Genomic DNA, 24,405 nt, shown 5'->3' on the forward strand with positions numbered 1-24,405 from the left:
TCGCGTACTCATCGCACGGTGGGGAAGGCGTTCACGATCTTCTTCAGTCCGGTGATCGCAAGCGGCGACGGCGGCTCGGTGAAGTTGAACAACTGGACGTGGATGCGCTTGTTCTGCACCGCTGCCAACCGTCCGGCACCGGGCAGCGAGGTCACTGCCCGTTCGATCTCCTGCGGGTTGCCCTCGTTGTGCAGCAGCACGATCACGTCGGGGTTCTTGGCGAGCAACTGTTCCGGGGAGATCTCGAAGACGCGTTCGGCGACACCCGCGAACACGTTCTTGAAACCGGCGGCGGCAAGCTGCGGATCGGCCATCGAGCGGTTGCCGTAGGCGTATGTGGTGCCGCCGCCGGGTGTCGGGTACAGCACGGCTGCGGTTGCCCCCTTGCGGTCGGGCACGTTCGACGTGATCTTGCTGAGTTCCCCGCGCATCGAGGTGACCGCGCGAGTGGCCTGCTGCTGCTTGCCGAAGACCTTGCCGTACGTCTGCAGTTCGGCGTACACATCGTCGAAGGTCGGTGGCTTGCTCGCACCTTCGCACAGGGCCGGGACCTCCAACACCGGCACCTTCGTCGAGGCGAGTGTCTTCGGGTTCACGGTGTCGGTGTGGCCCAGGACGAGGTCGGGTGACCGCGCGAGCACGGTCTCCTTGGAGATCTGCAGGTGGCCGGAGGAGTCGATCTTGTCCGTCAGCGAAGGGATGCGCTCGAGTGCAGCGTTCGTGTCGGCGTTGTAATAGGCCTTCGGGTAGACACCGGCCTTGGCGGTGATGCGGTCGAGGGCACCGATGGCGTCCAGGTAGGGCACGGACGCCGACTTCAGCAGCAGGCCACGCTCGGGCGGCGCGTCGAACCTCTGATCGGTGCCGCAGTTCGACACCGTGACGGGATAGCCGGCGCGGCTCTCCTGCTTGGTGGGCTCCGGTGAGCCGCACGCGGCGGTCATGGTGAGCGCGGCAGTGCAGACGACGGCGGGCATCAGCGAACGGCGGCTGGGTGGGAGATGCATTTCCTCTCGCTTCTGTCGGGGTCTAGTGGTCGGGAATCAGTGGGCTGCGGTCATCCGGCGCAGCAGCACGAGCAGGAACGGTGCCCCGACGAGAGCGGTGATGATGCCGATCGGAATCTCTTGCGGGCGCAACAGAGTTCGGGCGACGAGGTCGGCGAGCACCAGGAGGATCGCCCCCATCAGGGCTGCCACAGGAAGCATGTGGCGGTGGTTCGATCCCACCGCGCGACGGGCCAGGTGAGGCACGACCAACCCGACGAAACCGATGCTCCCGGACACCGCCACGACGGCGCCGACGTTCAGCGACACGACGACCAGGAGCCTGGAGCGCAACGTGCTGGGGGATATGCCGAGGGTGAGCGCGGTCTCGTCGCCGATGGCCAGTGCGTCGAGGCGGCGCGACCACACGATCAGCAATGCGGTGGTACCGATGACCACCGCGGTGACGACTGCAAGCGCAACGTCCCATCGGGCCAGGCCGAGTGAACCGAGCAGCCAGAACAGCACCGACCGAGCGCCTTCGGCCGACCCGGACGCGAACACCAGGAAGCTGGTCAGCGCGGACAGTGCGTAACCCACCGCGACCCCGGCCAGGATCAGCCGCACCGAGGTGACCCGCGATGTGCCGCGGGCGATGAAGAAGACCAGGAATGCTGCGGCGAGCGCGCCGGCGAAGGCGCTGCCCTGCAACGCGTACTCGCCCATGCCGGCGCCGATACCGAACAGGATCGAAGCGGCGGCGCCGGTCGACGCACCGGAGTTGATGCCGATCAGGTAGGGATCGGCCAGTACGTTGCGGACCATCGCCTGGAGCACCGCGCCGGTGATCGCCAGGCCGGCTCCGACAACGGCGCCGAGCACGATGCGTGGCAACCGGACCTCCCACACAATTGCGTCGAGCGCCGGGCTCCACGTGGCCGTTGCCGGGGTGCCGGTTGTGTGGTGACCGATGATCCGGACGATGCTACTGACCGGTGTGGTGACGGCACCGAGGGCGATCGCGGCAAGGCTGGTGGCAAGCAGACCGCAACAGAGTCCGATCAGCCAGGCGCGGTACCGGCGGTGTGAGCGGTCGACCCCGAGCGCGGTGCGTGCGGGCGCGTTCGATGCGCGCACCCGGTCGATCTCCATATGCGACACAGTCGCACATGGAGACTTCGCCTCGCCGGGCGGGGTCGAGCGTGGCGTGTGATCATGGCCAACCTGCACGCGCATGTCGTCCGCGCGCAGGCTTCACTGTCGCTGTTCACCGAGTTCGGTGAGGACGGGTTCCGTCCGCAGGAGCGTCGCGCCGAAGAGCTGAAGAGTGTCCTGGGCCAGGTCGTCGAGCTGGCCGGCAAGCTGCGCGCCTGACGTCACCGAGACTCACGAACGCCGCAGCCGTCGATCGGGTGCGGCGTTCGTCGTCCCCTCGGAAAGTCGAGCGAGAAATCGCTCGGTCGCGGGCCTGTTCGGATGGGCGTCCGTGGTTAGCGTTGAGAACAGACTCTGTACGAAAAACAGCCCGTGAAAGGCAGCCATGACCGACCACGTCTGGACCACTCGCAAGGACACCGGGGGCAAGAAGCTCGACAAGGCCGACCTGCAGCGCATCGACGCGTGGTGGCGGGCAGCCAATTACCTCTCGGTCGGGCAGATCTACCTGCTCGACAACCCGCTGATGCGCACGCCGCTGTCGAAGGACCACGTCAAGCCGCGGCTGCTCGGCCACTGGGGGACGACTCCCGGTCTCAACTTCCTGTACGCACACCTCAACCGGGTGATCGACGAGCGTTCGCAACCGGCGCTGTTCATCACCGGTCCGGGTCACGGTGGACCGGGTCTGGTCGCCAACACCTACCTCGAGGGCAGCTACTCCGAGCGCTACCCGCAGATCTCCCAGGACGCCGACGGTTTGCGAAAACTGTTCAAGCAGTTCAGCTTTCCTGGTGGAATCCCTTCACACGTGGCTCCTGAGACACCGGGTTCGATCCACGAAGGAGGCGAGCTCGGTTACGCCTTGAGTCACGCCTACGGTGCCGCGTTCGACAACAAGGACCTGCTCGTCTTCACCGTGATCGGTGACGGCGAGGCGGAGACCGGACCGCTGGCCACGTCCTGGCACGGCAACAAGTTCGCCAACCCGGCGACCGATGGCGTGGTACTTCCGGTGCTGCACCTCAACGGCTACAAGATCGCGAACCCGACCGTGCTCGCCCGCATCGGGCAGGACGAACTGGACGCATTGATGCGCGGCTACGGACATACGCCGTACGTGTTCACGGCCGGGTTCGACGACGAGGCTCCGGAGTCCGTGCACCGCCGGTTCGCCGAGCTGCTCGACGAGGTGATGGACGCGATCGCCGGCATCAAGGCGAAGGCCGAGAAGCAGGGCGCGCAGAACGCCGAGCGTCCGATGTGGCCGATGATCGTCTTCCGCACACCGAAGGGCTGGACCGGTCCGAAGAAAATCGACGGCAAGGTCACCGAGGGTCACTGGCGCAGTCACCAGGTGCCGTTGTCGAGTGCGCGTGACACCGACGAGCATCTGCAGGATCTGTCCGACTGGCTGTCGAGCTACCGTCCGGACGAGCTCTTCGACGACGAGGGACGGCTGCTGGACGACATCGCGTCTCTGGCGCCCGAGGGCGAACTCCGGATGGGTGCGTCCTCCTATGCCAACGGTGGTCTACGGCGAATCGACCTGAAGCTCAGCGATTTCCGTGATCATGCGGTGAAGGTTTCCGAGCCGGGCGGCGAGATCGCCGAGGCGACCAAGGTGCTCGGCACCTGGCTCGCTGGTGTGATGCGGGACAATCCCGACAACTTCCGGATCTTCGGTCCGGACGAGACCGCGTCCAACCGATTGCAGGGCGTGTACGAGTCGACCGACAAGCAGTGGCTCGCTGAGTACGAACCGAACGACGAGGGCGATCCGATGGCGCGGGTCGGCAAGGTCGTCGAGATGCTCTCGGAGCACCAGTGCCAGGGCTGGCTGGAGGGGTACCTGCTCACCGGTCGGCACGGGCTGATGTCGTCCTACGAGGCGTTCATCCACATCGTCGACTCGATGTTCAACCAGCACGCGAAGTGGTTGAAGGTCACCAACGAGATTCCCTGGCGCAGCCCGATCTCGTCGCTGAACTATCTGCTCAGTTCGCACGTGTGGCGCCAGGACCACAACGGCTTCAGCCACCAGGATCCTGGCTTCATCGATCACGTCGTCAACAAGAAGGCCGAGATCGTCCGGGTCTACCTACCGCCGGACGCCAATACCCTGCTGTCGACGTTCGACCACGTGTTGCGCACGACGCAGTACGTCAACGTCGTCGTCGCCGGCAAGCAACCCGGTCCGGTGTGGCTGTCGATGGACGAGGCGATCAAGCACTGCACGCGCGGCCTCGGAATCTGGGAGTGGGCCGGTACCGAACAGCCGGGTGAGAACCCGGACGTTGTCCTGGGTTGTGCCGGTGACATCCCGACGATCGAGGTGCTGGCCGCAGCGAAGATCCTGCGCGAGCGGATCCCGGATCTGCGGGTGCGCGTGGTCAACGTCGTCGACCTGATGCGCTTGCAGGACGCGCGCGAGCACCCGCACGGACTGTCCGACCGCGAGTTCGACACGATCTTCACCGCGGACACCCCGATCGTGTTCGCCTACCACGGCTACCCGTGGTTGATCCACCGGCTGACCTACCGCCGCAACGGTCACGACAACCTGCACGTCCGCGGGTTCAAGGAGGAGGGCACCACCACGACGCCCTTCGACATGGTGATGCGCAACGACCTGGACCGCTACCACCTGGTGATCGACGTCCTCGACCGCGTGCCCGGCCTGAGTTCGCGGTACGCCGGTCTTCGTCAGGAGATGCAGGACGCCCGCCTCGAGGCGCGCATGCACGCCTACGAGCACGGCGAGGACATCGACGAGGTGCAGGACTGGGTCTGGTCCGACTCCGGCGACACCGGGAAGTCGAAGGGCGGCCCGCAAACCACCGGCGGCGACAACGACTGAGTATCGCCGAGTCCCAGCGAATCTCACCGGGTCTCGATCGCGGTCCTCGGCTAGCGCCTCGTACCTACTCGACCACCGTTGTGGTGGTTTGAAGCAGCCGAATACAGACACGAACGCCCGGCCACACGGAAGTGGCCGGGCGTTCTGCGTTCGGTGCGGATCAGGCTTCGACGTCGCGATCCCAGACACGCATCGGCTTCAACGCGTCGACGAACTTCTTGCCGGACGAGGCGTCCAACTCGATGCAGCCCTTGTCGAGCTGGTCGGCGAGGCCGGCCGCCTCGAACAACGGCTTTGCGTCGGCGGTGTAGCCGATGAACTTCTGGTGCGCGAACGCGTCCGTCACGAAGTCCTTGGCGCTCGCCTTTTTCGCCAGATCGGCCACCGACTCCTTGCCCGGGATGACCGCGACGGCGTCGTAGAGCACCGACGGGCCGCCCTGCACGTGTTGGTCGCCCGACTGCTTGGTGCCGTCGCTGAAGGTCACTCCACCGATGGTCGGGGTGATGAACTCGACCTTGCCGCCGACCGCGGTGACCGCGTCCTTCACCGCGTTGATCACGGACGCGTCCGCGCCCTCGCTGGTGAGGATGCCGAGCTTGCGCCCGGCGAACGACTTCGGGCCGTTCTTGAGGATGCTCAGTGAGTCCGAGCCGGGCAGATCGGTACGTGGCTTGATCGCAGCCTCCGCGGCGTCCGGCAGGTCGAGCCCGAGGCCTTCGGCGACCCGCGAGGCGAGCTCCTCGTCCACGTTGCGCAGATGCGCAACCACCCGCGAACGCACCGCTTCGCGCTCGCACTTGCCGAGCTCGAAGGTGTACGCCGCGACGATGTGGTCCTGCTCGGTGGGCGTCTGGCTGATCCAGAACACCCGCGCCTGGCTGTAGTGGTCGGCGAAGGTCTCCGAGCGGTGGCGCACCTTGGGCCCGCTGACCTGCTCCTGGTAGGAACGGAAGCCGCCCTCGGTGTCCGCGCGCGGGCCGCGCTCGTCACCGGTCCAGCTGTTCGGCTCGTAGTTGGCCCGGCCGGTCGGGACGGTGGTCTGCATGTGACCGTCGCGCTGGAAGTTCATCACCGGGCACCGCGGTGCGTTCACCGGCAGGTGGGTGAAGTTGGTGCTTCCCAGGCGGCTGAGCTGGGTGTCGAGGTAGGAGAAGTTGCGGCCCTGCAGCAGCGGGTCGTCACTGACGTCGATTCCCGGCACGAGGTTCTGGGTGTGGAAAGCCACCTGCTCGGTCTGCGCGAAGTCGTTGTCGACGACGGAGTCGAGGGTCAGGCGTCCGACGACCCGAAGCGGCACCTGCTCCTCGGGAATGATCTTCGTGGGGTCGAGCACGTCGAACTCGAACTTCTCCGCGAAGTCCTCGTCGAAGATCTGCACCGCGAGGTCCCAGGCGGGTGCGTCGCCGGTGGTGATCGCGTCCCAGAGGTCGCGGCGGTGGAAGTCGGGGTCGGCACCGTTGATCTTCACGGCCTCGTTCCAGACGACCGACTGCAGACCTTGCGCCGGCTTCCAGTGGAACTTCACGAAGCTGGACTTGCCCTCGGCGTTGATGAACCGGAAGGTGTGGACGCCGAAGCCCTCCATGAAGCGCAACGAGCGCGGGATGGCGCGGTCGCTCATCTGCCACAGGGTCATGTGGATCGACTCAGGCGTGAACGAGACGAAGTCCCAGAAGTTGTCGTGGGCCGACTGGGCCTGGGGGAACGCGCGGTCGGGCGCTTCTTTCACCGAGTGCACCAGGTCGGGGAACTTGATTGCGTCCTGGATGAAGAACACCGGGATGTTGTTGCCGACGATGTCCCAGTTGCCTTCTCGCGTGTACAGCTTCACCGCGAAGCCACGGACGTCGCGCGCGAGGTCGAAGGACCCCTTGTTGCCGGCGACGGTCGAGAAGCGGACGAAAGCCTCGGTCTTGCGTCCCTGCTCGCCGAACAGGTCCGCCTTGGTCACGTCGGTCAGCGCGTCGGTGCACTCGAAGGTGCCGCGAGCGCCGTAACCGCGGGCGTGGACCACGCGCTCGGGGATGCGCTCGTGGTCGAAGTGGAAGATCTTGTCGCGAAGGACGAAGTCCTCCATCAACGTCGGGCCACGGTCGCCCGCGCGCAGTGAGTTCTGGTCGTCGGAGATCGGGGCGCCCTGCGCGGTGGTCAACACTTGGCCGTTCTCGACCGGCTGGTGGATCTCGCCGCCCTGGCCGCGCTCGTCGAGCTGCTGGTCGGACTGGTTGGTCTTCTTGTCGGACATGTCCTGCTCCTGATGTCGTCGACGCCGCGCCGAGGGTTGAGGGCCGTGGCGACGGTGGTCCGGGTGCTGCCTTCGACGCTATGGGGCGCAGGTTGTGCGATGTGACCAGCCGAACGAGCGGTTCGTGCCGGACGAAGGAATCACCCGAGAGGGGGAGGCCTCAGGATGCCGTGCGTTCGGAGTTGAAACCGTTGCGCATCGCCCATGCGACCGCTTGCGCCCGGGTGGCGACGCCCGCCTTGCGATAGGCGGAGCGGACGTACGTCTTCACGGTGTTGATCGACAGGTAGCACTTCTGGGAGATCTCCTGGTTGGAGTACCCCTGGGTGATCAGCCCGATGATCTCGGCCTCACGCGCGGTCAGCCCGCCGCCCTGGCCGGGCCATTCCTCCATGATGGACGGTGCATCCGGGGCACCCAGCGCGATGACGGTCTCGCCGCGATGGATGCGTTCGAGGGCGTCGACCAGTTGCTCGACCGGGACCGCCTTGGAGATGTAGCCCTTTGCACCACTGGCGATGCTGTCGCGTGCCGCCTGCGGATTGTCGTTGAAGGAATAGCCCACGACCTTGCCCACGTTCGCCGAGGCGAGAAGTCCGTGGATGCGGGAGTTGCTGCCGTTGGGTGCGGCGAACGTGTCGTAGATGACGATGTCCACCGGATTGGCCGGGATGCCGCTCACCTCCGTGTCGACGACCAGGACGCGGTCTTCGAACGGGCGCAGCAATTGCGCAAGGCCCGCCACGACGACCTCGTAGTCGTTGACGAGGGCTAGGGTGATCGGAGCAGCTGGCACCCGCACAAACTAGCAACCCGGGTGGCGTAATGCCGCCGGAACCTTAGACGTGACCGCTCAGCTGCGCCATCCGGTTCTCCAGGGTGGTCAGCAGCTTGCTCAGTTCCTTCGTACTCTTGGAGTCGTTCTCGGCACTGACCGGCAGCACATCGATCGACAGTCGGGCGCCACCGGCGAGCGCACGCAGCTCGTCGAGTTTGGCGGCGAACGGCGAGCCACTGCCGGGGGAGTAGTAACGCACGGCCGCGTCGATGTCGTTCGCGAACAGGTCGGCCTTGGTGACGACGATGACCAACCAGACCGGGCGGTCGCGACGCACGCACATGGCGGCGATGCGGTGGGCGGTGATCGACCAGTCCTCCAGTTCCGCAGCCAGCTGCTCCTCGCGCGTGCGCTGTTCGGCCGCGCCACTGGTGCCGCCGGTGCGTCGGGGCGTCGCGTGGCCGTAGGCCACCACATGCAGGACGCCGTCCACCGGATCGTCATGGAACACCTCGTCCAATGCGCCCAGCCGGGTCGCCGCGTTGTCGCCGGGGACGACGCGGAATCGGAAGCCGTGCAGCCGGGAGGAATGCTTGGTGCGACGCTCCATCACTGCGGACCCTGCGTCGACGGCGTCGCTGCTCGCGTGCTTGGCGAGGCGGTCGGCCAGGCGCGTCTTGCCCACGCCGGTCATGCCGGTGACAGCCACCGTCGGGAAGCGACGGCGGAACAGGTGCGCCATCTGCCCGGGCGCACTGGACAACGCAGTGAGCGCGCTTCCGGCGATACCGGTGCCGAGGGCCGCCTTGCCCGGGCCGCTGATGGCAGCCTTGCCGAGCCGGGTTGCGTTCATGACTTGGTTACCTCGTCCTGCTGTGAGCAATCTCGTTCGGGTTCAACCGCAGCCGGCAGCCGCGATGTTCCCGTTCGTCCGCATCCGCGAACTCCTCCCGAGAGGTTAATCGGCCGGCGCGTACATTGCCGGGCTCGGCGTCGCCGGACTCGTCACAGGGCGGTCGCCACCCGCATCAGGGACGCGGCCGTCAGGCGCGCCGCTTGTGTCACTGGCAGCCGTCTCGTCTGCCAGGCGCGAAGCGACCCGCCGCGGTTGAGCGTGTGCGCCAATGTCACGGCGTCCAGGATCGCGTCGCAGGCTCCTCGGCCCAAGTTGGGCAGGGACGCATGTGCGGCGTCGCCGATCACGACGTACCGATCCCGGACGTAGCGCGGCATCGGCGGGGTGGTCCAGAGCCGGGTTGCGATCGTGTCGCTCCCGCAGCGGTCGAGGGTGTGCCGGATGACCGGCGCGTCGCCCGCGAAGATCTCCCGGGCCTCAGCGAGAACCTCGTGGCTCGACAACGGCTCCGGACCGATCGTGCTGCGGTGCGCCGTGAACCAGTACGCCTGCTCGTCGGTGACCGACGCGACACCGAACAGCCTTCTGCGGCCCCAGTATTCGCCGAAACGATCGGGGTTGAAGTCGTCCGTCAGCCCGCGCATGGTGACGAACGGCGACTCCACTCGCTCCGAGGCGGCGGGGTGCACCAGGCCACGCACCCGACTGCGGACGCCGTCCGCACCGATCACGAGGTCGGCGTCGAACTGCGCGGGATCCTCGACCAGTTGCTGCTCGATCCGGACGCCGGCCGGTACGGCTCGGCGCAGGGCGGCGAGGAGGGCCGGGCGCGGGACGAGGTGGATGTCAGGCTCGGGCAACCTGACCAGCCGGCGCCCACCCACGGTGAACAGCGCCCCGTTGTGGGGTCGGTCGGCGCTACCCATCGCAGCGCCGATACCGGCCAGTGCGCGACGGGCGGCCGGCCACAGTCCGAGGGCAGCGCCCAAGGTCTCCCGCTGGGGCTCGGCCTCCAGGACGCTCACTTCGAAGCTCGCCGGGTCCAGAGCTGCCGCAAGCGCCAGCCCGGCGATACCGGCCCCGACGACGACGATGCGGCGGGGCCGGATCGCGTTTGTGCGCGACGCCGTGTGCGTCGGCTCCGACTTCGCGCGGTTGAACAGTTTGTCGAACATCTCTCCCTATTTTCGGCCGCTCCCCTCGAGGGCCTCGCGCCAGTACATCACCAAGTCCGGCGATGGCCACCGACTCAGCGATCAGGACACGACGTCCTTGCGGGCGAAGCCACGGACGGCGAGCGCGAACAGCACGATCCCGTAGCTGAACGACAGCGCGACACCCTTGGCGAGGTCGCTCCAGTCGATCGTGGGTTGCATCAGGTCGAACCACGCGTAATCCCAGTGCGCCGGCAGGAATTCGCGCAGCCCGCCGAGCGCGCTGACCTGATCGAGGATGCTGCACACGATCTGCAGTCCCATCGCGCCACCGACGGCACCGAGGGGGGCGTCGGTCCGCGTGGACAGCCACAGGGCGAGGCCGGCCGTGGTCAGCTGACTGAGCATCACGTAGAGCACGGTCAGCGCGCTGCGGCCGGCTGCGTCGCCGAACGAGATCGGCGCGCCGGTGGGCAGGTCGAGCGGTCCGGTGCCGTACGCGAGGGTGCCGATGACGAAGCTCACGACGGCGAGGAGTGCGATCGCGCCGAGTGAGAATGCAAGTGCGACAACGGCTTTCACGACCAGTAGCCGTGTGCGGGGTACCGGTGCGGCGAGCAGGTAACGCAAGGTCGACCAGTTCGCCTCGCTGGCGATCGAGTCGCCGAAGAACAGCGCGACCGGGATCACCAGGAAGAAACCGGACGCCAGGAACAACATTGCCACGGTGAAGTTCGGGCCGGACAAGGTGGCGACGTCCAGGATGCGCATTTGGCCACCGCCGCCTTCCTCGTCACCACCCCCGCCGACCTGGAAAGCGATCATCACGATCACCGGCAGTGCCGCGAGCAGGCCGGCGACGACCAGCGTCCGGCGCCGCCGCAGTTGCCGCGCGAACTCGACAGTGATCGGGAACGGGTGCCGGCCCTCCAGTGGGGTGAGGGCGGGTGGTGTCGTGGTGGTCATTGCCGGGCGCCTCCTTCGGCGACGATGCGCAGGAAGGTCTCCTCGAGTCGGCCGTCGCCGACGATCTCGGCCACGGTGCCGGCGCGCACGAGCCGGCCACGGTCCATCACGACCAGATGGGTACAGAACTGCTCGACCTCGGCGAGCAGGTGGCTCGACACGATCACCGTGCGGCCACCGGCGGCGTACGCCGACATCACCTGGCGCATCTGCCGGATCTGCCCGGGGTCGAGCCCGTTGGTCGGTTCGTCGAGCACGAGCACGTCCGGCAGCCCGAGCATCGCCTGCGCGATCGCGAGCCGTTGTCGCATGCCCTGGGAATAGGTGCGGACGGGACGCGCGAGGGCCTCGTCGCTGAGTGCGGCGACCTCTAGCGCCTCGTCCAGGTGAGCCTCCTGCGCCGGCCGCCCGGTGGCCTGCCAGTAGAGGTCGAGGTTGGCACGTCCGGACAGGTGCGGCAGGAAGCCGGGGCCTTCGACGAACGCGCCGAGCCGGGTGAGCACCGGCGCGCCGGGCTGGATCGGACGACCGAACACCCGGATTTCGCCGGCGTCCGGCATGATCAGACCCATCAGCATGCGCAGTGTCGAGGTCTTGCCGGCGCCGTTCGGGCCGAGCAGCCCGAGCACCTGCCCGCGCTCCACGGTGAACGACAGGTCGTCGACCGACAGTTGGTTGTTGCCGCCGTACGCCTTGGTCAGACCGGTGATCTGCAGCGGGACGTCGGCGAGTTCCTCCTCGACCTGTTCGGCGGTGGTTCTGCGGCGCCGGCCGAACAGGATCGCACCGGCTGCGAGCAGCGCCAGCAACGGGAGCAGCCAGACCCAGGTGGGCAGCGGTTCGGCGGTGGTCTCGAACGAACCGACGACCGGGACGGTGAGGGCGCCCGCAATCGACACCCGATACGTCGCGGCGTTCGCCGGTGTCGCGTATCCCATGTCGGTGGATGAGACCACCAGCCGTATGCGATGCCCGGTCTCGAAGCGGCGGTCGATCGCGGGAAGCGTCACCTCGACCTCCCGCTCCGACCCGCCCGTCTCGACCCGGATCGGGGTGGCCAGGCGGGCCGGCAACACCGGTTGCGAACGTCCGGGACCGACGTCGTAGAGCTTCACGAACAGCACGGCTTCGGGTGTCGACGAACCCACCTTCAGCCGCACGCGGGGAGTCCCGGTGACCGTGACGGCCTCGGTGAGGGGCGCGCTGCTGAAGGCTGCGGACTGGCCGGGGAAGTTCAGCGATAGGTCGAAGACCTCGCCGGCGTCCCCCAATGCGCCGGTGCCCGGCAGGCTGCTGACATCGGCCGGCTGGCCGCCCGGCGGGTTCGCGAAGCTCTGTGGACGCCCGGTCAGCGCGATCGTGTTCGAACTCGTGCCGAGCAGGCCCGGGTACTGAGCCCGGCTCGCACCACGCAGCAGCGCACTGCCGTTCTGCGTGTTGGTGCCGGCGCGACGACTGACCCGGAACGCGGCCGTGTCGTTCCCGGATTCGCGCTTGAGGTGCTGGTCGAACCACGCGAGCGTCCGTTGCTCGACCCGGTCGGTCTCAGCATCGCCGCCGTCGTGTCCGCCGGCGATCCAGTCGACGGCGACAGGTGTTCGGTTCCCGGCGATTCGTCGTGCCGCGCGGTCGGCCTGATCGAGCGGGAACAGCGAGTCGCTCTGTCCCTGCAACAGCAGCGTCGGTGCCTTGATCCGGTCGCCGACCGCAACGGGGCTGCGGTCGCGCAGCAGTTTCAGGTCGGGCGCGGTCGCCCGCCCGGTTTCGGCGATGCGGGTGTAGGCGGCGCACAGTGCGGGGTCGAACTTCGCGCACCCGCCGCCGTTGTTGAAGAAGACGCCCGCCCAGGTCTTCTTGAAGACCCCGTTCGGTACGAGTGCGTCGGCCAGGTCCCAGTAGGTGATGGACGCCGCGATCGCGTCGACTCGGTGGTCCAGGGCCGCGGTCATGAGTGCGATGCCGCCGCCGTAGGACCCGCCTGCCATACCCGCGCGGGGGTCGCCTGCCTTGTCCAACAGCACGTTCGGCTGCTTCGCCACCCAGTCCAGCAACGTGGAGACGTCCGCGACCTCGGCGCCGGGGGCGTTGAGGGAGATGCGTCCGGTCGATCGTCCGAACCCTCTGGCCGACCAGGTGAGCACGTTGTAACCCTCGCCGACCAGTCGCTGCGCCTGCGGCAGCAGATCGGTCTTGTTGCCGCCGAACCCGTGCCCGAGCAGCACCGTGGGGCGACCGCCACCGGCGTCCTTCGGGGTGAACCACGAGGTGTCGATGCGCGCCCCACCGGTGTCGAGCACGGTGTCGGTGCGCCGCACTGCGTCGGCAGGGTCGTCGTCACGCAGGTACACGCCGACGATCGCGGCAACCGCCAGCAGAGCGATGGCGGCTGCGATCGCGATGATCCGTCGGGTGGGACGGATCCCTGGCAGTCGCTTCATCCGGCGATTATCGCTGACGCGAGTGTCATGACATTCGAGACTTCGACACCCCGAACGTGATGACACCCGAGTGGCACATCCGTGAGTCGACGCGGTCCCTGCGGGTGTGCCGTCGTGCGGTGCCGGCGTATAACGTCGGTACAAACCGCCATCGGACGCCAAGGAGACCGCGATGACGAACGACCGTCCGAAGAAGGTGCCCGGTCAGCAGCAGGAGTGGCCGGGCAGCGACGCGGACCTGAACCCGCAGGCCGATCACGGAGCCGACTCGTGGACCGGCCGCGGACGCCTGGAGGGCAAGCGCACGGTGGTGACCGGCGGCGACTCGGGCATCGGCCGTGCCATCGCCGTGGCCTTCGCGAAGGAGGGCGCCGACCTGGTCATCGCCCACCTGCCGCAGGAGGAGGACGACGCGATGAAGACCGCTGAACTCGTTGCAGCGCAGGGGCGTTCGGCCACCCTGCACTCGACGGACCTGCGTACCGCAGAAGCCAACCAAGAACTGGCCGACGTGGCGGTCGAGCACATGGGCGGTGTCGACATCCTCATCTGCAACGCTGCCTATCAGATGACCCACGACGAACTGCTGGACTTCCCGGACGACCAGATCGAGCGCACCTTCGAGACCAACGTCTTCGGACCGTTCTGGTTGATCAAGGCTCTCGCCCCGCAGCTGGAGGACGGCGGCACGATCATCGTGACCACGTCCGTCCAGGCCTATGCGCCGACCGACCACCTGCTCGACTACGCCGCGACCAAGGCGGCGCTGAACAACCTCGTCGTCAACCTCGCTCAGGAGCTCGGTCCGAAGGGCACGCGGGTGAATGCCGTTGCGCCGGGCCCGATCTGGACGCCGTTGATCCCGGCGACGATGGCGAAGGACAAGGTCGAGGGCTTCGGCAGCGATACCCCGCTCGGACGCCCGGGCCAGCCGATCGAGGTCGCAGCGGCGTACGTCTTCCTGGCCTCGGACGAGGCGTCGTACGTCTCCGGCACGGTGCTCGGCGTGACCGGCGGCAAGCCGGTCTTCTGACCCGATCCACACACACCCCCCAAATCCGAATTCCACCGAAAGGAACTCGATGAAGGCATTGACCTGGCAAGGCATCAACGACGTGCAGATCAAGGAGGTCCCCGACCCGGTGTTGCAGGACCCCACGGACGCGATCGTGCGCGTCACTTCGACCGCGATCTGCGGCTCCGACCTGCACCTGTACGGCGTCCTGGCGGCGTTCCTCACCCCCGGCGACGTACTCGGCCACGAATTCATGGGCATCGTCGAGGAGGTCGGGTCCGCGGTCACCAACCTGCAGGTCGGCGACCGGGTCGTGGTGCCGTTCAACATCTCCTGCGGCAAGTGCTGGATGTGCGAGCGTGGGTTCTTCGCTCAGTGCGAAACCACGCAGAACACCCATCAGGGCAAGGGCGCAAGCTTGTTCGGCTTCACAAGCCTCTACGGCCAGGTGCCCGGCGGCCAGGCCGAGCGGGTGCGCGTACCGCATGCCGACTTCGGGCCGATCAAGATCACCGGTGACCACCCGGACGAGCGTTACCTGTACCTCTCCGACATCCTGCCGACGGCCTGGCAGGGAGTGCAGTGGGCCGAGGTCCCCGAGGGCGGTTCGCTGTGCGTCTTCGGTCTTGGTCCGGTCGGTCAGCTCGCGGTGCGCTCGGCCCGCCGGATGGGCATCGAGAACATCATCGCCGTGGACCGGGTGGCAGACCGTCTGGCCGTCGCCGCGGCGGCCGGTGCCCAGGTCATCGACCTGGACGAGGTGAAGAACGTCGGGGACGCGGTGCGTGACCTCACCGACGGACGCGGCGCGGACGGCACGCTGGACGCAGTCGGCATGGAGGCACACGGCAACCCCGTCTCGGAGGCCGTCATCAAGGCAACAGCGCGTCTGCCGAAGCCGGTCGGGAAACCGATGATCGAGAACTTGGGCATCGACCGGCTCGCCGCGCTGCACGGTGCGATCGACGCCGTCCGACGCGGCGGCACGGTTTCGATCAGCGGCGTCTACGGCGGCGCGGTCGACCCGATGCCGATGATGGACATGTTCGACAAGGGCATCGCTCTGCGGATGGGGCAGTGCCACGTCAAGCAGTGGACCGACCAGCTGTACGACCTGGTCGAACAGGACGACGACGTCCTCGGTCTGGAAACGCTTGCCACGCACCGCGTTTCGCTCGACGAGGCTCCGGAGATGTACCGCGTCTTCCGTGACAAGGAGGATGAGTGCCTGAAGGTGGTGCTGACGCCGTGATCGGGCAGGCGCCGGGGCCGGTCGCGCTCGTCCTCGGCGCCTCCCGCGGTCTTGGCTTGCTGTGCGCGGGCGAACTTGCCAGGCGCGGGTACGACGTCGTGCTCGCGTCGCGCTCGCTGGAGAGTTGCGAGCAGGCCTCCGATCACCTTGCCGCACAAGGCCTTTCGCGCGAGCATTTGCACGCCCGAGCCTGTGATGCGCGTGACGGTGATGCGGTGGACGATCTGATCGACGAGGTCGAACGCACCGTCGGGCCGATCGAGGTCGCGCTGCATGTCGCGGGCATCATCCAAGTCGGTCCCTGGCAGGAGTGGGAGCGCGAGCAGTTCGAGGACGCGATCGACACGATGCTCTGGGGGCCGGTCAATCTCTGCATGCCGCTCGCCCATCGCATGGCCGGACGCGGCCACGGACGACTCGGTGTGGTGTCCTCGGTCGGCGGCCAGGTCAGCGCGCCGCATCTGTTGCCGTACAGCACAGCGAAATTCGGTGCCTTCGGTTTCTCCCAGGGACTCGGTGCCGAACTCTCCGGCACGGGAGTCACGGTCACCAGCGTCGCCCCCGGGCTGATGCGGGTCGGTTCGCACCTGGCTGCGGAGTTCAAGGGTGACCACGCCAAGGAGTACGCCTGGTTCGCGGCCGGGGCATCGGCACCGCTGCTCGCGATCGACGCCGACCGCGCGGCACGCAAGATCGTCGACAGCCTGCTGCGCGGACGCCCGTTCGTCACGTTCACCCCGCTCGCGCAGGTCGGTACGCGCGTCCACGGGCTCGCTCCGGGGCTGACGCAGCGTCTGCTCGGCGTCGTCGGACGCGCTCTGCCGGACGCACCGAGCGGGCACACCGAGGTGCTTCCCGGACACCGGGTCGAGCCGATGCTCTCCCCGAGGGCGCGGCGTGTGCTGACACGGCTGACCACACTCGGCTCGAAGGCCGCTTCCAGGAACCTCGAGCCCGGGCGTGATCAGACGGAGCGCTGACGACGCAGGCAGCAGGGCCGCACGAGACCGGGCACCCAACAGGGTGTGCCTGGCGGTCTTGACGCGCGGCTAATGTCACGAGGGTGGAGCCTGCCGCGCGCGGGCCGATGCGGGTTGCCTCCGTGCCGGCCGATCACGTCTACATCCGTCACCTCGCCCCGTCCGGGCACGATGACGGAGTCGTCCGTCTGCCGGATCCGCCGTCCGAGGAACCGGGTCGCTGGTGGCCACCGGTGATGCTTGATCCCGAGTGGGTCGCCGCGCACAGCGGTGACTTCGACCTGATGCACATTCACTTCGGCTTCGATGCGCGCAGCCCCGAGGATCTCCAGAAGCTGGCCGACGCCTTGGAAACGGCCGGGCGGCCGCTGGTGTTCACCGTGCACGACCTGCGCAATCCCCATCACGAAACCACCGAGCTGCACGACGCCCAGCTCGACGTGCTCGTCCCTGCGGCGAGCGAGCTCATCACGCTCACGCCGGGCGCTGCCAGGGAGATCGAGCATCGCTGGGGTCGTAAGGCCCACGTGCTGCACCATCCGCACGTCTTCGAGCTCGACGAGGTCGGACGCGTCCGACCCGGCAAGGACGAGTTCCTCGTCGGCGTCCATTGCAAGAGCCTGCGGGCGTGCATGGAGCCCGAACCGGTGATCCGCGCGATCGTGCAGACGCTGCCCGAACTGCCCGGAGCGCAGCTGCGGGTCGATGCGCACACCGACATCATGACGCCGGGGTACGACCGGTACGACGACGATCTGGCGACCTACCTGCGGCGGGCCCACGCCGACGGGCTGCTCGACCTGCAGGTGCACGACTACTTCACCCACGACGAACTGCGCGACTACCTGCGCTCCCTCGACCTGTCGGTGCTGCCCTACCGGCATGGCACGCATTCGGGGTGGGCGGAAGGTTGCCACGATCTGGGTACCGGCGTGCTCGCTCCCGACTGCGGGTACTACGCCGATCAACTCGACTGCTTCGTCTACCGCTGGGACGAGTTCGGGCTCGACGTGCACAGCGTGCAGTCCGCGCTGCGCTCGGCCTACGACAGCCGCGGCAACCACCCGATGATGACCTCGGCCGAGCGACGCCTGCAGCGCGACCGATTGGCGGACGCGCACGTGAAGATCTACAGCGCGGCCCTGGGGAACTGAGATGCGTGTCGCCGTGATCGCCGCCGCGCGCCAGCCGATCGCGCAGCCGTTCCCCGGTGGTCTGGAGTACATCGGCGTCTACGAACGGATGGTCGAACGAGCGTGATCGGTTGGTACGTGCACCATCACGGGAGCGGACATCTGCAGCGCCTGCTTACAGTCGCTGCGCACCTGACGCAACCTGTGACTGCTTTCTCCTGTCTGCCGGCCCCGCCCGGGTGGCAGGGGGATTGGGTGGAGCTGGCGCACGACGTTGGTCCCGATCCGGACCCTGATCCGACTGTTCGCGGCGCGCTGCACTGGGCGCCGCTCACCGTCGAGGGCTACCAGGAGCGGATGGGACAGATCGCGGCCTGGATCGATGCCGAACGTCCCGGCGCAATGGTCGTGGACGTGTCGGCCGAGGTGACTGCACTGTCGCGGCTGCTCGGTGTGCCGACCGCGACGATCGTGATGCCCGGCGTCCGGTCGGACCGCCCCCACGTGATGGCCTATGACCTGGCCGACCTGCTCATCGGGCTCTGGCCGGCGGGTGCTCATGAGGTGAGTCCCTCGATCGCCGACCGCATCGTCAACGTCGGCGGGGTTTCCCGCTTCGACGGGGAGCGGTCGCCGGATGTCGAAGTGCAGTCCGGGCGAGTGCTCGTCGTCTGCGGTGGCGGGGGAATCTCGCTGACCGACAACGACATCCAGCAAGCTGCTGCGGCAACAGGTTGGGACTGGGTCGCTCGCGGAGGGGACTGGCCGGCGAGCGAGGATCTGTGGCGAGAACTCGCCGAGGCGGACGTCGTGGTCACGTTCGCCGGGCAGAACGCCGTGGCCGAGGTGGCGGCAGCACGCAAACCCGCCGTCGTGGTCGCCACCGAGCGTCCGCACGACGAACAACTCGCGACCGTCGGTGCGTTGCGTCGCCTGGGGATCGTGCCTGCAGTCGACGACTGGCCCTCGTCCGGGGAATGGCCGGCCCTGCTCCGACAGGCTCGCACGCAAGGCGGGGACGCTTGGTCACGCTGGAGCACCGGCCACGGTGCACAGGACTTCGCGGCCGCCGTCGAGGCTTTGGCGGACCGATCGTGAACCTTCCATGACAGTTGCCGTGCTGACGATCGCGCATGGCCGCCACGATCACCTGCGTGGCCTGCTGGCGGGTTGCCGGCGCTCGGACCGGGCGCCCGACATGGTGATCGTCGTTGCGATGAGTGATCCGGACATCGAAGACTTGGCTCAGGACGCCTGGCCCGGTGCGATCGTCGAACACCTACCCACGGTCGATGGAGCGCTCCCGCTGGCAGCGGCCCGCAATCGTGCCGCGCAGACCGCCATCTCCCGTGGTGCGACCGCGCTGGTCTTCCTGGACGTCGACTGCGTTCCGTCGCCCGGCCTGATCGGTACCTATGCCTCGGCGATGGAAGAGGCGACAGAGCCGTCCGTCCTCGCCGGTGACGTCGCCTACCTGCCGGAGCACGAACGCCCCTATCCCGCAGGCGAACTCGACCGCCTGGCAAAACCGCACCCGGCCCGTCCGGTGCTCGAACCGGCGCAGTCGCAGGAGGCGGACGACGTCCGGTTGTTCTGGTCGCTGTCTTTCGCGCTCAGCGCCGACTCGTGGACGGCCATCGGCGGCTTCGACGAGCGATACGTCGGTTACGGCGGTGAGGACACCGACTTCGCACTGCGGTTGCAGGCTGCGGGCGCGTCCCTGGTCTGGGTCGGCGGCGCACGGGCGTATCACCAGTTCCACGAAAACCGGATGCCGCCGGTGCATCACCTGGACGACATCGTCCGCAATGCACGCATCTTCCACTCCACCTGGGGTCGGTGGCCGATGGAGGGATGGCTGCGGGAGTTCGACCGCCTCGGGCTCGTGCGCTTCGACGGCGAGACGCTCAGCGGGCTCTGACAGGTCAGGACGCAGCCGGCCAGGGGGTCGCCCCGCGCTTTTTGAGCATGTCCGTCATCAGGTTGATCTCGCCCGACTGTCCTTCGACCATCGACCGTGCCAGACGCACCACGCGCGGTTGGTCGCCGGACGATTGCGCCGCCTTTGCCATGTCGACGCCGGCACGGTGATGCACGATCATCAACTGCAGGAAGAGGATCTCCGCGGCCTTGCCGTCCGAGTTCTCCAACTGACGCAGCTGGGCGGTGGAGGCCATGCCCGGCATCCGTCCGTCAGGCAGCAGCATCTGACCCTGCGGCAGACCGGCGTGGTTGTGACCTGTCTTCTTCATCCAGGCCATGCGCTCGCCACTGACGGCGAGCGGTAGATCCCACTGCTGCAGCCAGCCCATCATCTGCCCGCGCTGGTTCTCCTGGGTGGTGGCGATGTCGTAGGCGAGTGTCTTGACGTCGTTCGCGACGTCCTTGGCGCGCACCACCATCGACATGTTCACCGCCTGCGCGTGGTGCGAACTCATGTCGCGGGCGAATCCGGCGTCGACGCTGTCGTCGGACGGGTACTTCGGCTGGCCCAGCCAGTACCCGGCCAGCACCGCCAGCACGAGCGCGGTCGCCGCTGCCACGGAGAGCAGGAATGGCTTCTTCGCCTCGTTCCAACTCAGTGCGCGGCGCTGTTGCTCGACTTCCTCGTCGGCTTCGACGTGGTGGTTGAGCGCGTCGCGCTCGGTCACATCTGTCCGCCGGTCTTGCCGGTGGCCGGGTCGTACGCACCCGAGCAGGCAGCACCGGGCTCAGGGGTCTGCGGACCCTGCAGGTAGGCCTTCACGAACTGCAGGATACGCGGGTCGGACGCCTTGTCCACGCGCAGCTGCAGACCCCAGGCCGACAACACGATCGGGGAGCTCTGCGAGGGCACCTTGGACATGATCATGTAGTCCTGGCTCGCGACCTTCTTCAGCGTCGCGATGTCGCCCGCGGACACTTTGTCGTTCGTGGTGATCCAGACCGCCCCGTGCTCGAGCGAGTGCACGGTGTGGTTGTTCGGGATCTCCTTGTCGTAGATGCCGCAGGTGGACCACGCCGGGTGGTGGGCGCCACCGACCGGGGGGTTCATCGGGTACTTCTGCTCGGCGTTGGTGTGGTCACGACTCAGGTCGGTCCACTGGCGCACGCCCTTGACGGGTGAGTTGATGACCTTGGACCCGGCGAGCGAGTCGGTGGGTTTGGTGTCGTCACCGCTCTGCGACTGAACCAGTGCGAAACCCCCACCAGCGACGAGGGCCAAAGCCACGACCACCGCCAGGATGATGCCGATCTTGCGGTTGCGTTCACCGCGTGCCTGACGTGCCCGCTCCTCGGCGAGGCGCTCGCGGCCGGTCTTCGTGGTGTCGGTCTTCGACAAGGCTCTGCTCCTGGGGGTGTGTTCGCGTGCGGCGCCGTACCTATGCCGAATCGCTTCGAGGAACCATCGTAGATAAGCGCGTGAATGGTCGTATGTTCACGGCCACCATGTGGAGCAACGTCAGAGTGACGGCATGCGTTCCGGACGGAATCCGTGACGCAGCGCCCAGGCGACGGCCTGAGCGCGCGTGTTGACGCCCGCCTTGCGGTAGGCCGAGCGGATGTAGGTCTTCACGGTGTTGATCGACAAGTAGCACAGCCGGGCGATCTCTTCGTTGGAGTAGCCCTGTGCGATGAGCCCGATCACCTCGGCCTCGCGTTCGGTCAGGTCGATGTCCTTGCCGGGCCATTCGGTTTCCGGCAGCGGGTCGACCGCGTCCGAAAGCACGACCGCGTGCTCCCCGGCCGCGATCTTCTCCAGCGCGTCCACCAGCCGAGCGGTCGGGACGGCCTTGGAGATGTACCCGTGGACGCCGATCGCGAGTGTGTCGCGCACTGCGGACTCGTCCTCGGTGAAGGAGTAGGCGACGACCTTTCCCACCTTGGCACTGTCCAGCAGATGCCCGACCTCTGCGGAACCGCCCCGGGGTGCGGCGAACGTGTCGTACACCGCGATGTCGACCGGTTGCGACTCGTCGTCGTCCACATCGAACTCCACGACCTGCACGCGATCGCCGTACGGCGCGAGCACCGCCGCCAGACCGGCGACGACGAGTTCGTAGTCGTTGACCAATGCAAGGCGCAACGGGTGACCGTCGGGTGGAACGGCGGGCTCGTGGGGGGAGGAACGGGGCACGTCAGCGGGGGCGATCACTGGGTTTCCTTCGGGACATCAGTTGCCGGACCGACCCAGCGGTCGATCCGGCAACGACGTGAGCGATCAGTTCAGGGCGGAGAGTACGGCGTGCTGGAACGCCGGCAGGTCGTTGGGGTTGCGGCTGGTGATGAGATTGCCGTCGACCATGACGTCCTGGTCGACCCAGGTGCCACCGGCGTTCTCGATGTCCGTCTTCAGACTCGGCCACGAGGTCAGTGTCCTCCCCTTGACCACGTTTGCCTCAACCAATGTCCAAGGTGCGTGACAGATCGCTGCGACCGGCTTGCCGCTCGCCACGAAATCCTTGACGAACTGCACCGCGCCATCGTTCGTGCGTAGTTCGTCCGGGTTGGCCACTCCACCGGGCAGGACGAGCGCGTCGTAGTCGTCGACACTCACGTCCCTTACCACCTTGTCGACCTTCTGTGTCTCGGTCTTGTCGAGGTGATTGAACAACTGAACGGTGCCGGACTCGGTGCTGATCAGTTCGGTGTCGTGACCTGCATTGCGCAGGGCTTCCCACGGGTCGGTCAATTCGACGGCTTCGACGCCTTCGGTGGCTGTCAGGAATGCAACCTTCACGGCTGAGCACCTCCTGGGAGATCGATGAGGACTCGGGTCTTCGCCCGGTCGTTGGGCAGGCTTACGGTATGGAGTTTTCGCGGACAAATGTCCGATGCTGCACTGATGCGGCACTAAATCACCCCGTGGGGTGGCGCTGCCTCAGCGCTTGGCGTGCCGCTCGCGGAACGGCGGCAGTCCACCGTCGCGGGCGATCATCGCGAGCACTTCCGCAGGTGCCTCGGTTCCGCGCTTCTCGTGAGCCGCCTTGACCTTCTGGGCCCGCTCCAGCCGCAGCCGCGACTTCGGATCACCCTGGGTGGACACCTGCGCAGGGCCGAAGACGGTGAGGCCGGCGTACTCCAGCCGCCACAGCAACCTGTAGCCGATACTGAGTCCGGTCTTGTCCTTCACTGCGGCTACATCCTCTGAGTGTGGTGCGGGGCTGACCCGAGAATCCTACGTCGTGTCATGGTGCTCAGACGTACGGGACGAAGGTCGGCCCGGGCAGCCGGCCGGTGGACGCGTCGCGCGCCGCTTCGTAGGCGTGCCCGATCTCCAGCAGGGTCTGCTCGCTGTGTGCCGTGCCCCAGAACGTGACCGCCACCGGCAGGCCGACCGCCAGTTCGGACGCAACGGTGAGCAGCGGGTAGCCGGCCTGAGCGGACGGTGCGGTGCACGAACCCGAGACGTGCTCGTGGTTGACATGGTCGATCAGGAACGCCGGCGGGTAGGCGGGGGAGACCAACGCGTCCAGATCGTGCTCGCGCAGCACCGCGTCGATCCCGTCCTCGCGTCCCGCACGTCGGCACCGGGCAAGCGCTTGCTCGTACTGCGGTGACTCGATGTCGGGACCCTCGAGAGCCTTCTCGAACAGCGACTGGCCGAAGTACCGCAGCTCGCGATCAGCGTTGACCCGGTTGAACTCCACGACATCGGCGAGGTCACGCGGGCCCTGGCCGCCGCGGGTCGCCAGGTAGTCGGTGAGGTGCACCCGGAGTTCGGCGAGCAGCACGATCTCCTCGTCCGGCCAGCTGTACTCGGGCGCGAGATCGGCGTGGTCGATGATCGTCGCGCCGGCCCGGGAGAGCAGTTCGAGGGCGCGCTCCGCGGGCGCGTCCGCGTGGGCGCTGTAACCCCAGTAGGTCTTGCGCGGGACGCCGATCCGCCTGCCGCGCAACGGTTTGTCGTCGGGCTCGGGGATGGCGTAGTCGTCAGCGGTCAGTACCGAGAGCAAAGCGGCCGACTGTGCGACGGTCGTGGTCATCGGACCGGGTGAGTCCTGAGAGACCGACACCGGTATGACCCCGGTCGTCGGCACCAGACCGACTGTCGGCTTGAGCCCGACGCACCCGTTGAACGCCGCCGGGCAGGTGATCGAGCCGTCCGTCTCGGTGCCGATCGCGAAGTCCGTGATGCCCGCACCCACCGCGGCACCGCTGCCCGAACTCGACCCACCGGCGGAGCGGTTGAGCGCGTACGGGTTGCGGGTGAGCCCGCCATATCCGCTCCACCCACTGATCGAGTTCTCGTCGCGGATGTTCGCCCACTCACTCAGGTTGCTCTTACCGACGATCACCATTCCGGCATCACGCAGACGGGTGACCAGAGCCGCGTCCCGCGCAGGGTTCGGCAGTTCGGCGAGCGCGAGGGAGCCGGCAGTGGTCGGCAGGTCGGCCGTGTCGATGTTGTCCTTCACCAGGACCGGGACGCCGTGCAACGGTCCGCGGGGTGCTTCGGCGTCACGTGCCCGTGCCTGGGTCGAAGCGTCGTCGGCCACCGTGCACACCGCTGCGATCTGTGGGTTCACCTCGGCGATGCGGGCCAGCGTTCGTTCGACCAGTTCGGCGCTCGTGGAACTCATACCGGCGATCGTCGCAGGTCT

At 67.4% G+C, this 24,405-nt stretch carries 22 protein-coding genes; 8 read left to right on the forward strand and 14 right to left on the reverse strand.

The annotated features are described in order from the left end of the window. Positions 1 to 8: 8 nt before the first annotated feature. Complete coding sequence (locus MF407_RS00530) at positions 9 to 1,007, reverse strand: ABC transporter substrate-binding protein (RefSeq protein WP_239700706.1); 999 nt, start codon at positions 1,005 to 1,007, stop codon at positions 9 to 11. Positions 1,008 to 1,043: 36 nt separating this feature from the next. Continuing rightward, on the reverse strand, positions 1,044 to 2,138 hold the full coding sequence (locus tag MF407_RS00535; RefSeq protein WP_129625377.1) for an iron ABC transporter permease: 1,095 nt from the start codon (positions 2,136 to 2,138) through the stop codon (positions 1,044 to 1,046). A gap of 63 nt (positions 2,139 to 2,201) precedes the next feature. Between MF407_RS00535 and MF407_RS00540 the strand changes: the two genes are divergently transcribed. Further along, positions 2,202 to 2,360, forward strand: a complete 159-nt coding sequence (locus tag MF407_RS00540) for a hypothetical protein (protein WP_239700709.1) — start codon at positions 2,202 to 2,204, stop codon at positions 2,358 to 2,360. A 166-nt stretch (positions 2,361 to 2,526) separates the two neighbouring features. After that, a complete protein-coding gene (locus MF407_RS00545; protein WP_239700712.1) occupies positions 2,527 to 5,001 on the forward strand; it encodes a phosphoketolase family protein in 2,475 nt (824 codons plus the stop codon). 160 nt (positions 5,002 to 5,161) lie between these two features. Here the strand turns inward: MF407_RS00545 and MF407_RS00550 are convergent, their stop codons facing one another. From MF407_RS00550 to MF407_RS00575, 6 genes are all read right to left on the reverse strand, one after another. Then, complete coding sequence (locus tag MF407_RS00550) at positions 5,162 to 7,249, reverse strand: catalase (protein ID WP_141927145.1); 2,088 nt, start codon at positions 7,247 to 7,249, stop codon at positions 5,162 to 5,164. Between the two features lie 160 nt (positions 7,250 to 7,409). After that, a complete protein-coding gene (locus MF407_RS15760; protein WP_129625380.1) occupies positions 7,410 to 8,045 on the reverse strand; it encodes a response regulator transcription factor in 636 nt (211 codons plus the stop codon). A gap of 43 nt (positions 8,046 to 8,088) precedes the next feature. Next, on the reverse strand, positions 8,089 to 8,880 hold the full coding sequence (locus MF407_RS00560) for a GTPase domain-containing protein (protein ID WP_129625381.1): 792 nt from the start codon (positions 8,878 to 8,880) through the stop codon (positions 8,089 to 8,091). Between the two features lie 152 nt (positions 8,881 to 9,032). Further along, positions 9,033 to 10,058, reverse strand: a complete 1,026-nt coding sequence (locus MF407_RS00565) for an FAD-dependent monooxygenase (protein WP_141927139.1) — start codon at positions 10,056 to 10,058, stop codon at positions 9,033 to 9,035. Positions 10,059 to 10,139: 81 nt separating this feature from the next. Next, on the reverse strand, positions 10,140 to 11,003 hold the full coding sequence (locus tag MF407_RS00570; protein WP_129625383.1) for an ABC transporter permease subunit: 864 nt from the start codon (positions 11,001 to 11,003) through the stop codon (positions 10,140 to 10,142). Further along, positions 11,000 to 13,441 carry an alpha/beta fold hydrolase gene (locus MF407_RS00575; protein WP_239700714.1) on the reverse strand — a complete coding sequence of 814 codons (2,442 nt, stop codon included), beginning with the start codon at positions 13,439 to 13,441 and terminating at the stop codon, positions 11,000 to 11,002. Before MF407_RS00575 ends, MF407_RS00570 begins: the two co-directional genes overlap by 4 nt. Before the next feature lie 172 nt (positions 13,442 to 13,613). Between MF407_RS00575 and MF407_RS00580 the strand changes: the two genes are divergently transcribed. The 6 genes from MF407_RS00580 (at position 13,614) to MF407_RS00605 (ending at position 19,742) form a co-directional block, all read left to right on the forward strand. Further along, the gene (locus MF407_RS00580) at positions 13,614 to 14,474 is read left to right on the forward strand and encodes an SDR family oxidoreductase (RefSeq protein ID WP_129625385.1); all 861 of its coding nucleotides are present in this window, start codon (positions 13,614 to 13,616) and stop codon (positions 14,472 to 14,474) included. 49 nt (positions 14,475 to 14,523) lie between these two features. After that, positions 14,524 to 15,708: a zinc-dependent alcohol dehydrogenase gene (locus MF407_RS00585; protein WP_129625386.1), complete on the forward strand. Its 1,185-nt coding sequence runs from the start codon at positions 14,524 to 14,526 to the stop codon at positions 15,706 to 15,708. After that, positions 15,681 to 16,688: an SDR family NAD(P)-dependent oxidoreductase gene (locus tag MF407_RS00590; RefSeq protein WP_239700717.1), complete on the forward strand. Its 1,008-nt coding sequence runs from the start codon at positions 15,681 to 15,683 to the stop codon at positions 16,686 to 16,688. The genes MF407_RS00585 and MF407_RS00590 overlap by 28 nt, the downstream gene beginning before the upstream one ends. 83 nt (positions 16,689 to 16,771) lie before the next feature. Continuing rightward, a complete protein-coding gene (locus MF407_RS00595; RefSeq protein ID WP_239700721.1) occupies positions 16,772 to 17,842 on the forward strand; it encodes a glycosyltransferase in 1,071 nt (356 codons plus the stop codon). Positions 17,843 to 18,076: 234 nt separating this feature from the next. Continuing rightward, positions 18,077 to 18,919, forward strand: coding sequence for a hypothetical protein (locus MF407_RS00600; protein ID WP_239700724.1), 843 nt, complete (start codon positions 18,077 to 18,079; stop codon positions 18,917 to 18,919). A 7-nt stretch (positions 18,920 to 18,926) separates the two neighbouring features. Then, on the forward strand, positions 18,927 to 19,742 hold the full coding sequence (locus MF407_RS00605) for a galactosyltransferase-related protein (RefSeq protein ID WP_239700726.1): 816 nt from the start codon (positions 18,927 to 18,929) through the stop codon (positions 19,740 to 19,742). 4 nt (positions 19,743 to 19,746) lie between these two features. Here the strand turns inward: MF407_RS00605 and MF407_RS00610 are convergent, their stop codons facing one another. The 6 genes from MF407_RS00610 to MF407_RS00635 form a co-directional block, all read right to left on the reverse strand. Further along, positions 19,747 to 20,472, reverse strand: a complete 726-nt coding sequence (locus MF407_RS00610) for a DUF305 domain-containing protein (protein WP_239700728.1) — start codon at positions 20,470 to 20,472, stop codon at positions 19,747 to 19,749. Next, a complete protein-coding gene (locus tag MF407_RS00615) occupies positions 20,469 to 21,143 on the reverse strand; it encodes a DUF3105 domain-containing protein (RefSeq protein WP_239700730.1) in 675 nt (224 codons plus the stop codon). Before MF407_RS00615 ends, MF407_RS00610 begins: the two co-directional genes overlap by 4 nt. A gap of 120 nt (positions 21,144 to 21,263) precedes the next feature. Then, positions 21,264 to 21,956, reverse strand: coding sequence for a response regulator transcription factor (locus MF407_RS00620; RefSeq protein WP_239700731.1), 693 nt, complete (start codon positions 21,954 to 21,956; stop codon positions 21,264 to 21,266). Between the two features lie 66 nt (positions 21,957 to 22,022). Beyond that, positions 22,023 to 22,541, reverse strand: coding sequence for a type 1 glutamine amidotransferase domain-containing protein (locus tag MF407_RS00625; protein ID WP_129625390.1), 519 nt, complete (start codon positions 22,539 to 22,541; stop codon positions 22,023 to 22,025). A gap of 141 nt (positions 22,542 to 22,682) precedes the next feature. Next, positions 22,683 to 22,934, reverse strand: coding sequence for a hypothetical protein (locus MF407_RS00630; RefSeq protein ID WP_141927134.1), 252 nt, complete (start codon positions 22,932 to 22,934; stop codon positions 22,683 to 22,685). Between the two features lie 64 nt (positions 22,935 to 22,998). Further along, complete coding sequence (locus MF407_RS00635; RefSeq protein ID WP_205744708.1) at positions 22,999 to 24,384, reverse strand: amidase family protein; 1,386 nt, start codon at positions 24,382 to 24,384, stop codon at positions 22,999 to 23,001. Positions 24,385 to 24,405 lie beyond the last annotated feature (21 nt).

The organism is Yimella sp. NH-Cas1, assembly GCF_022359705.1.
GTDB classification, from domain to species: Bacteria; Actinomycetota; Actinomycetes; order Actinomycetales; family Dermatophilaceae; genus Yimella; species Yimella lutea.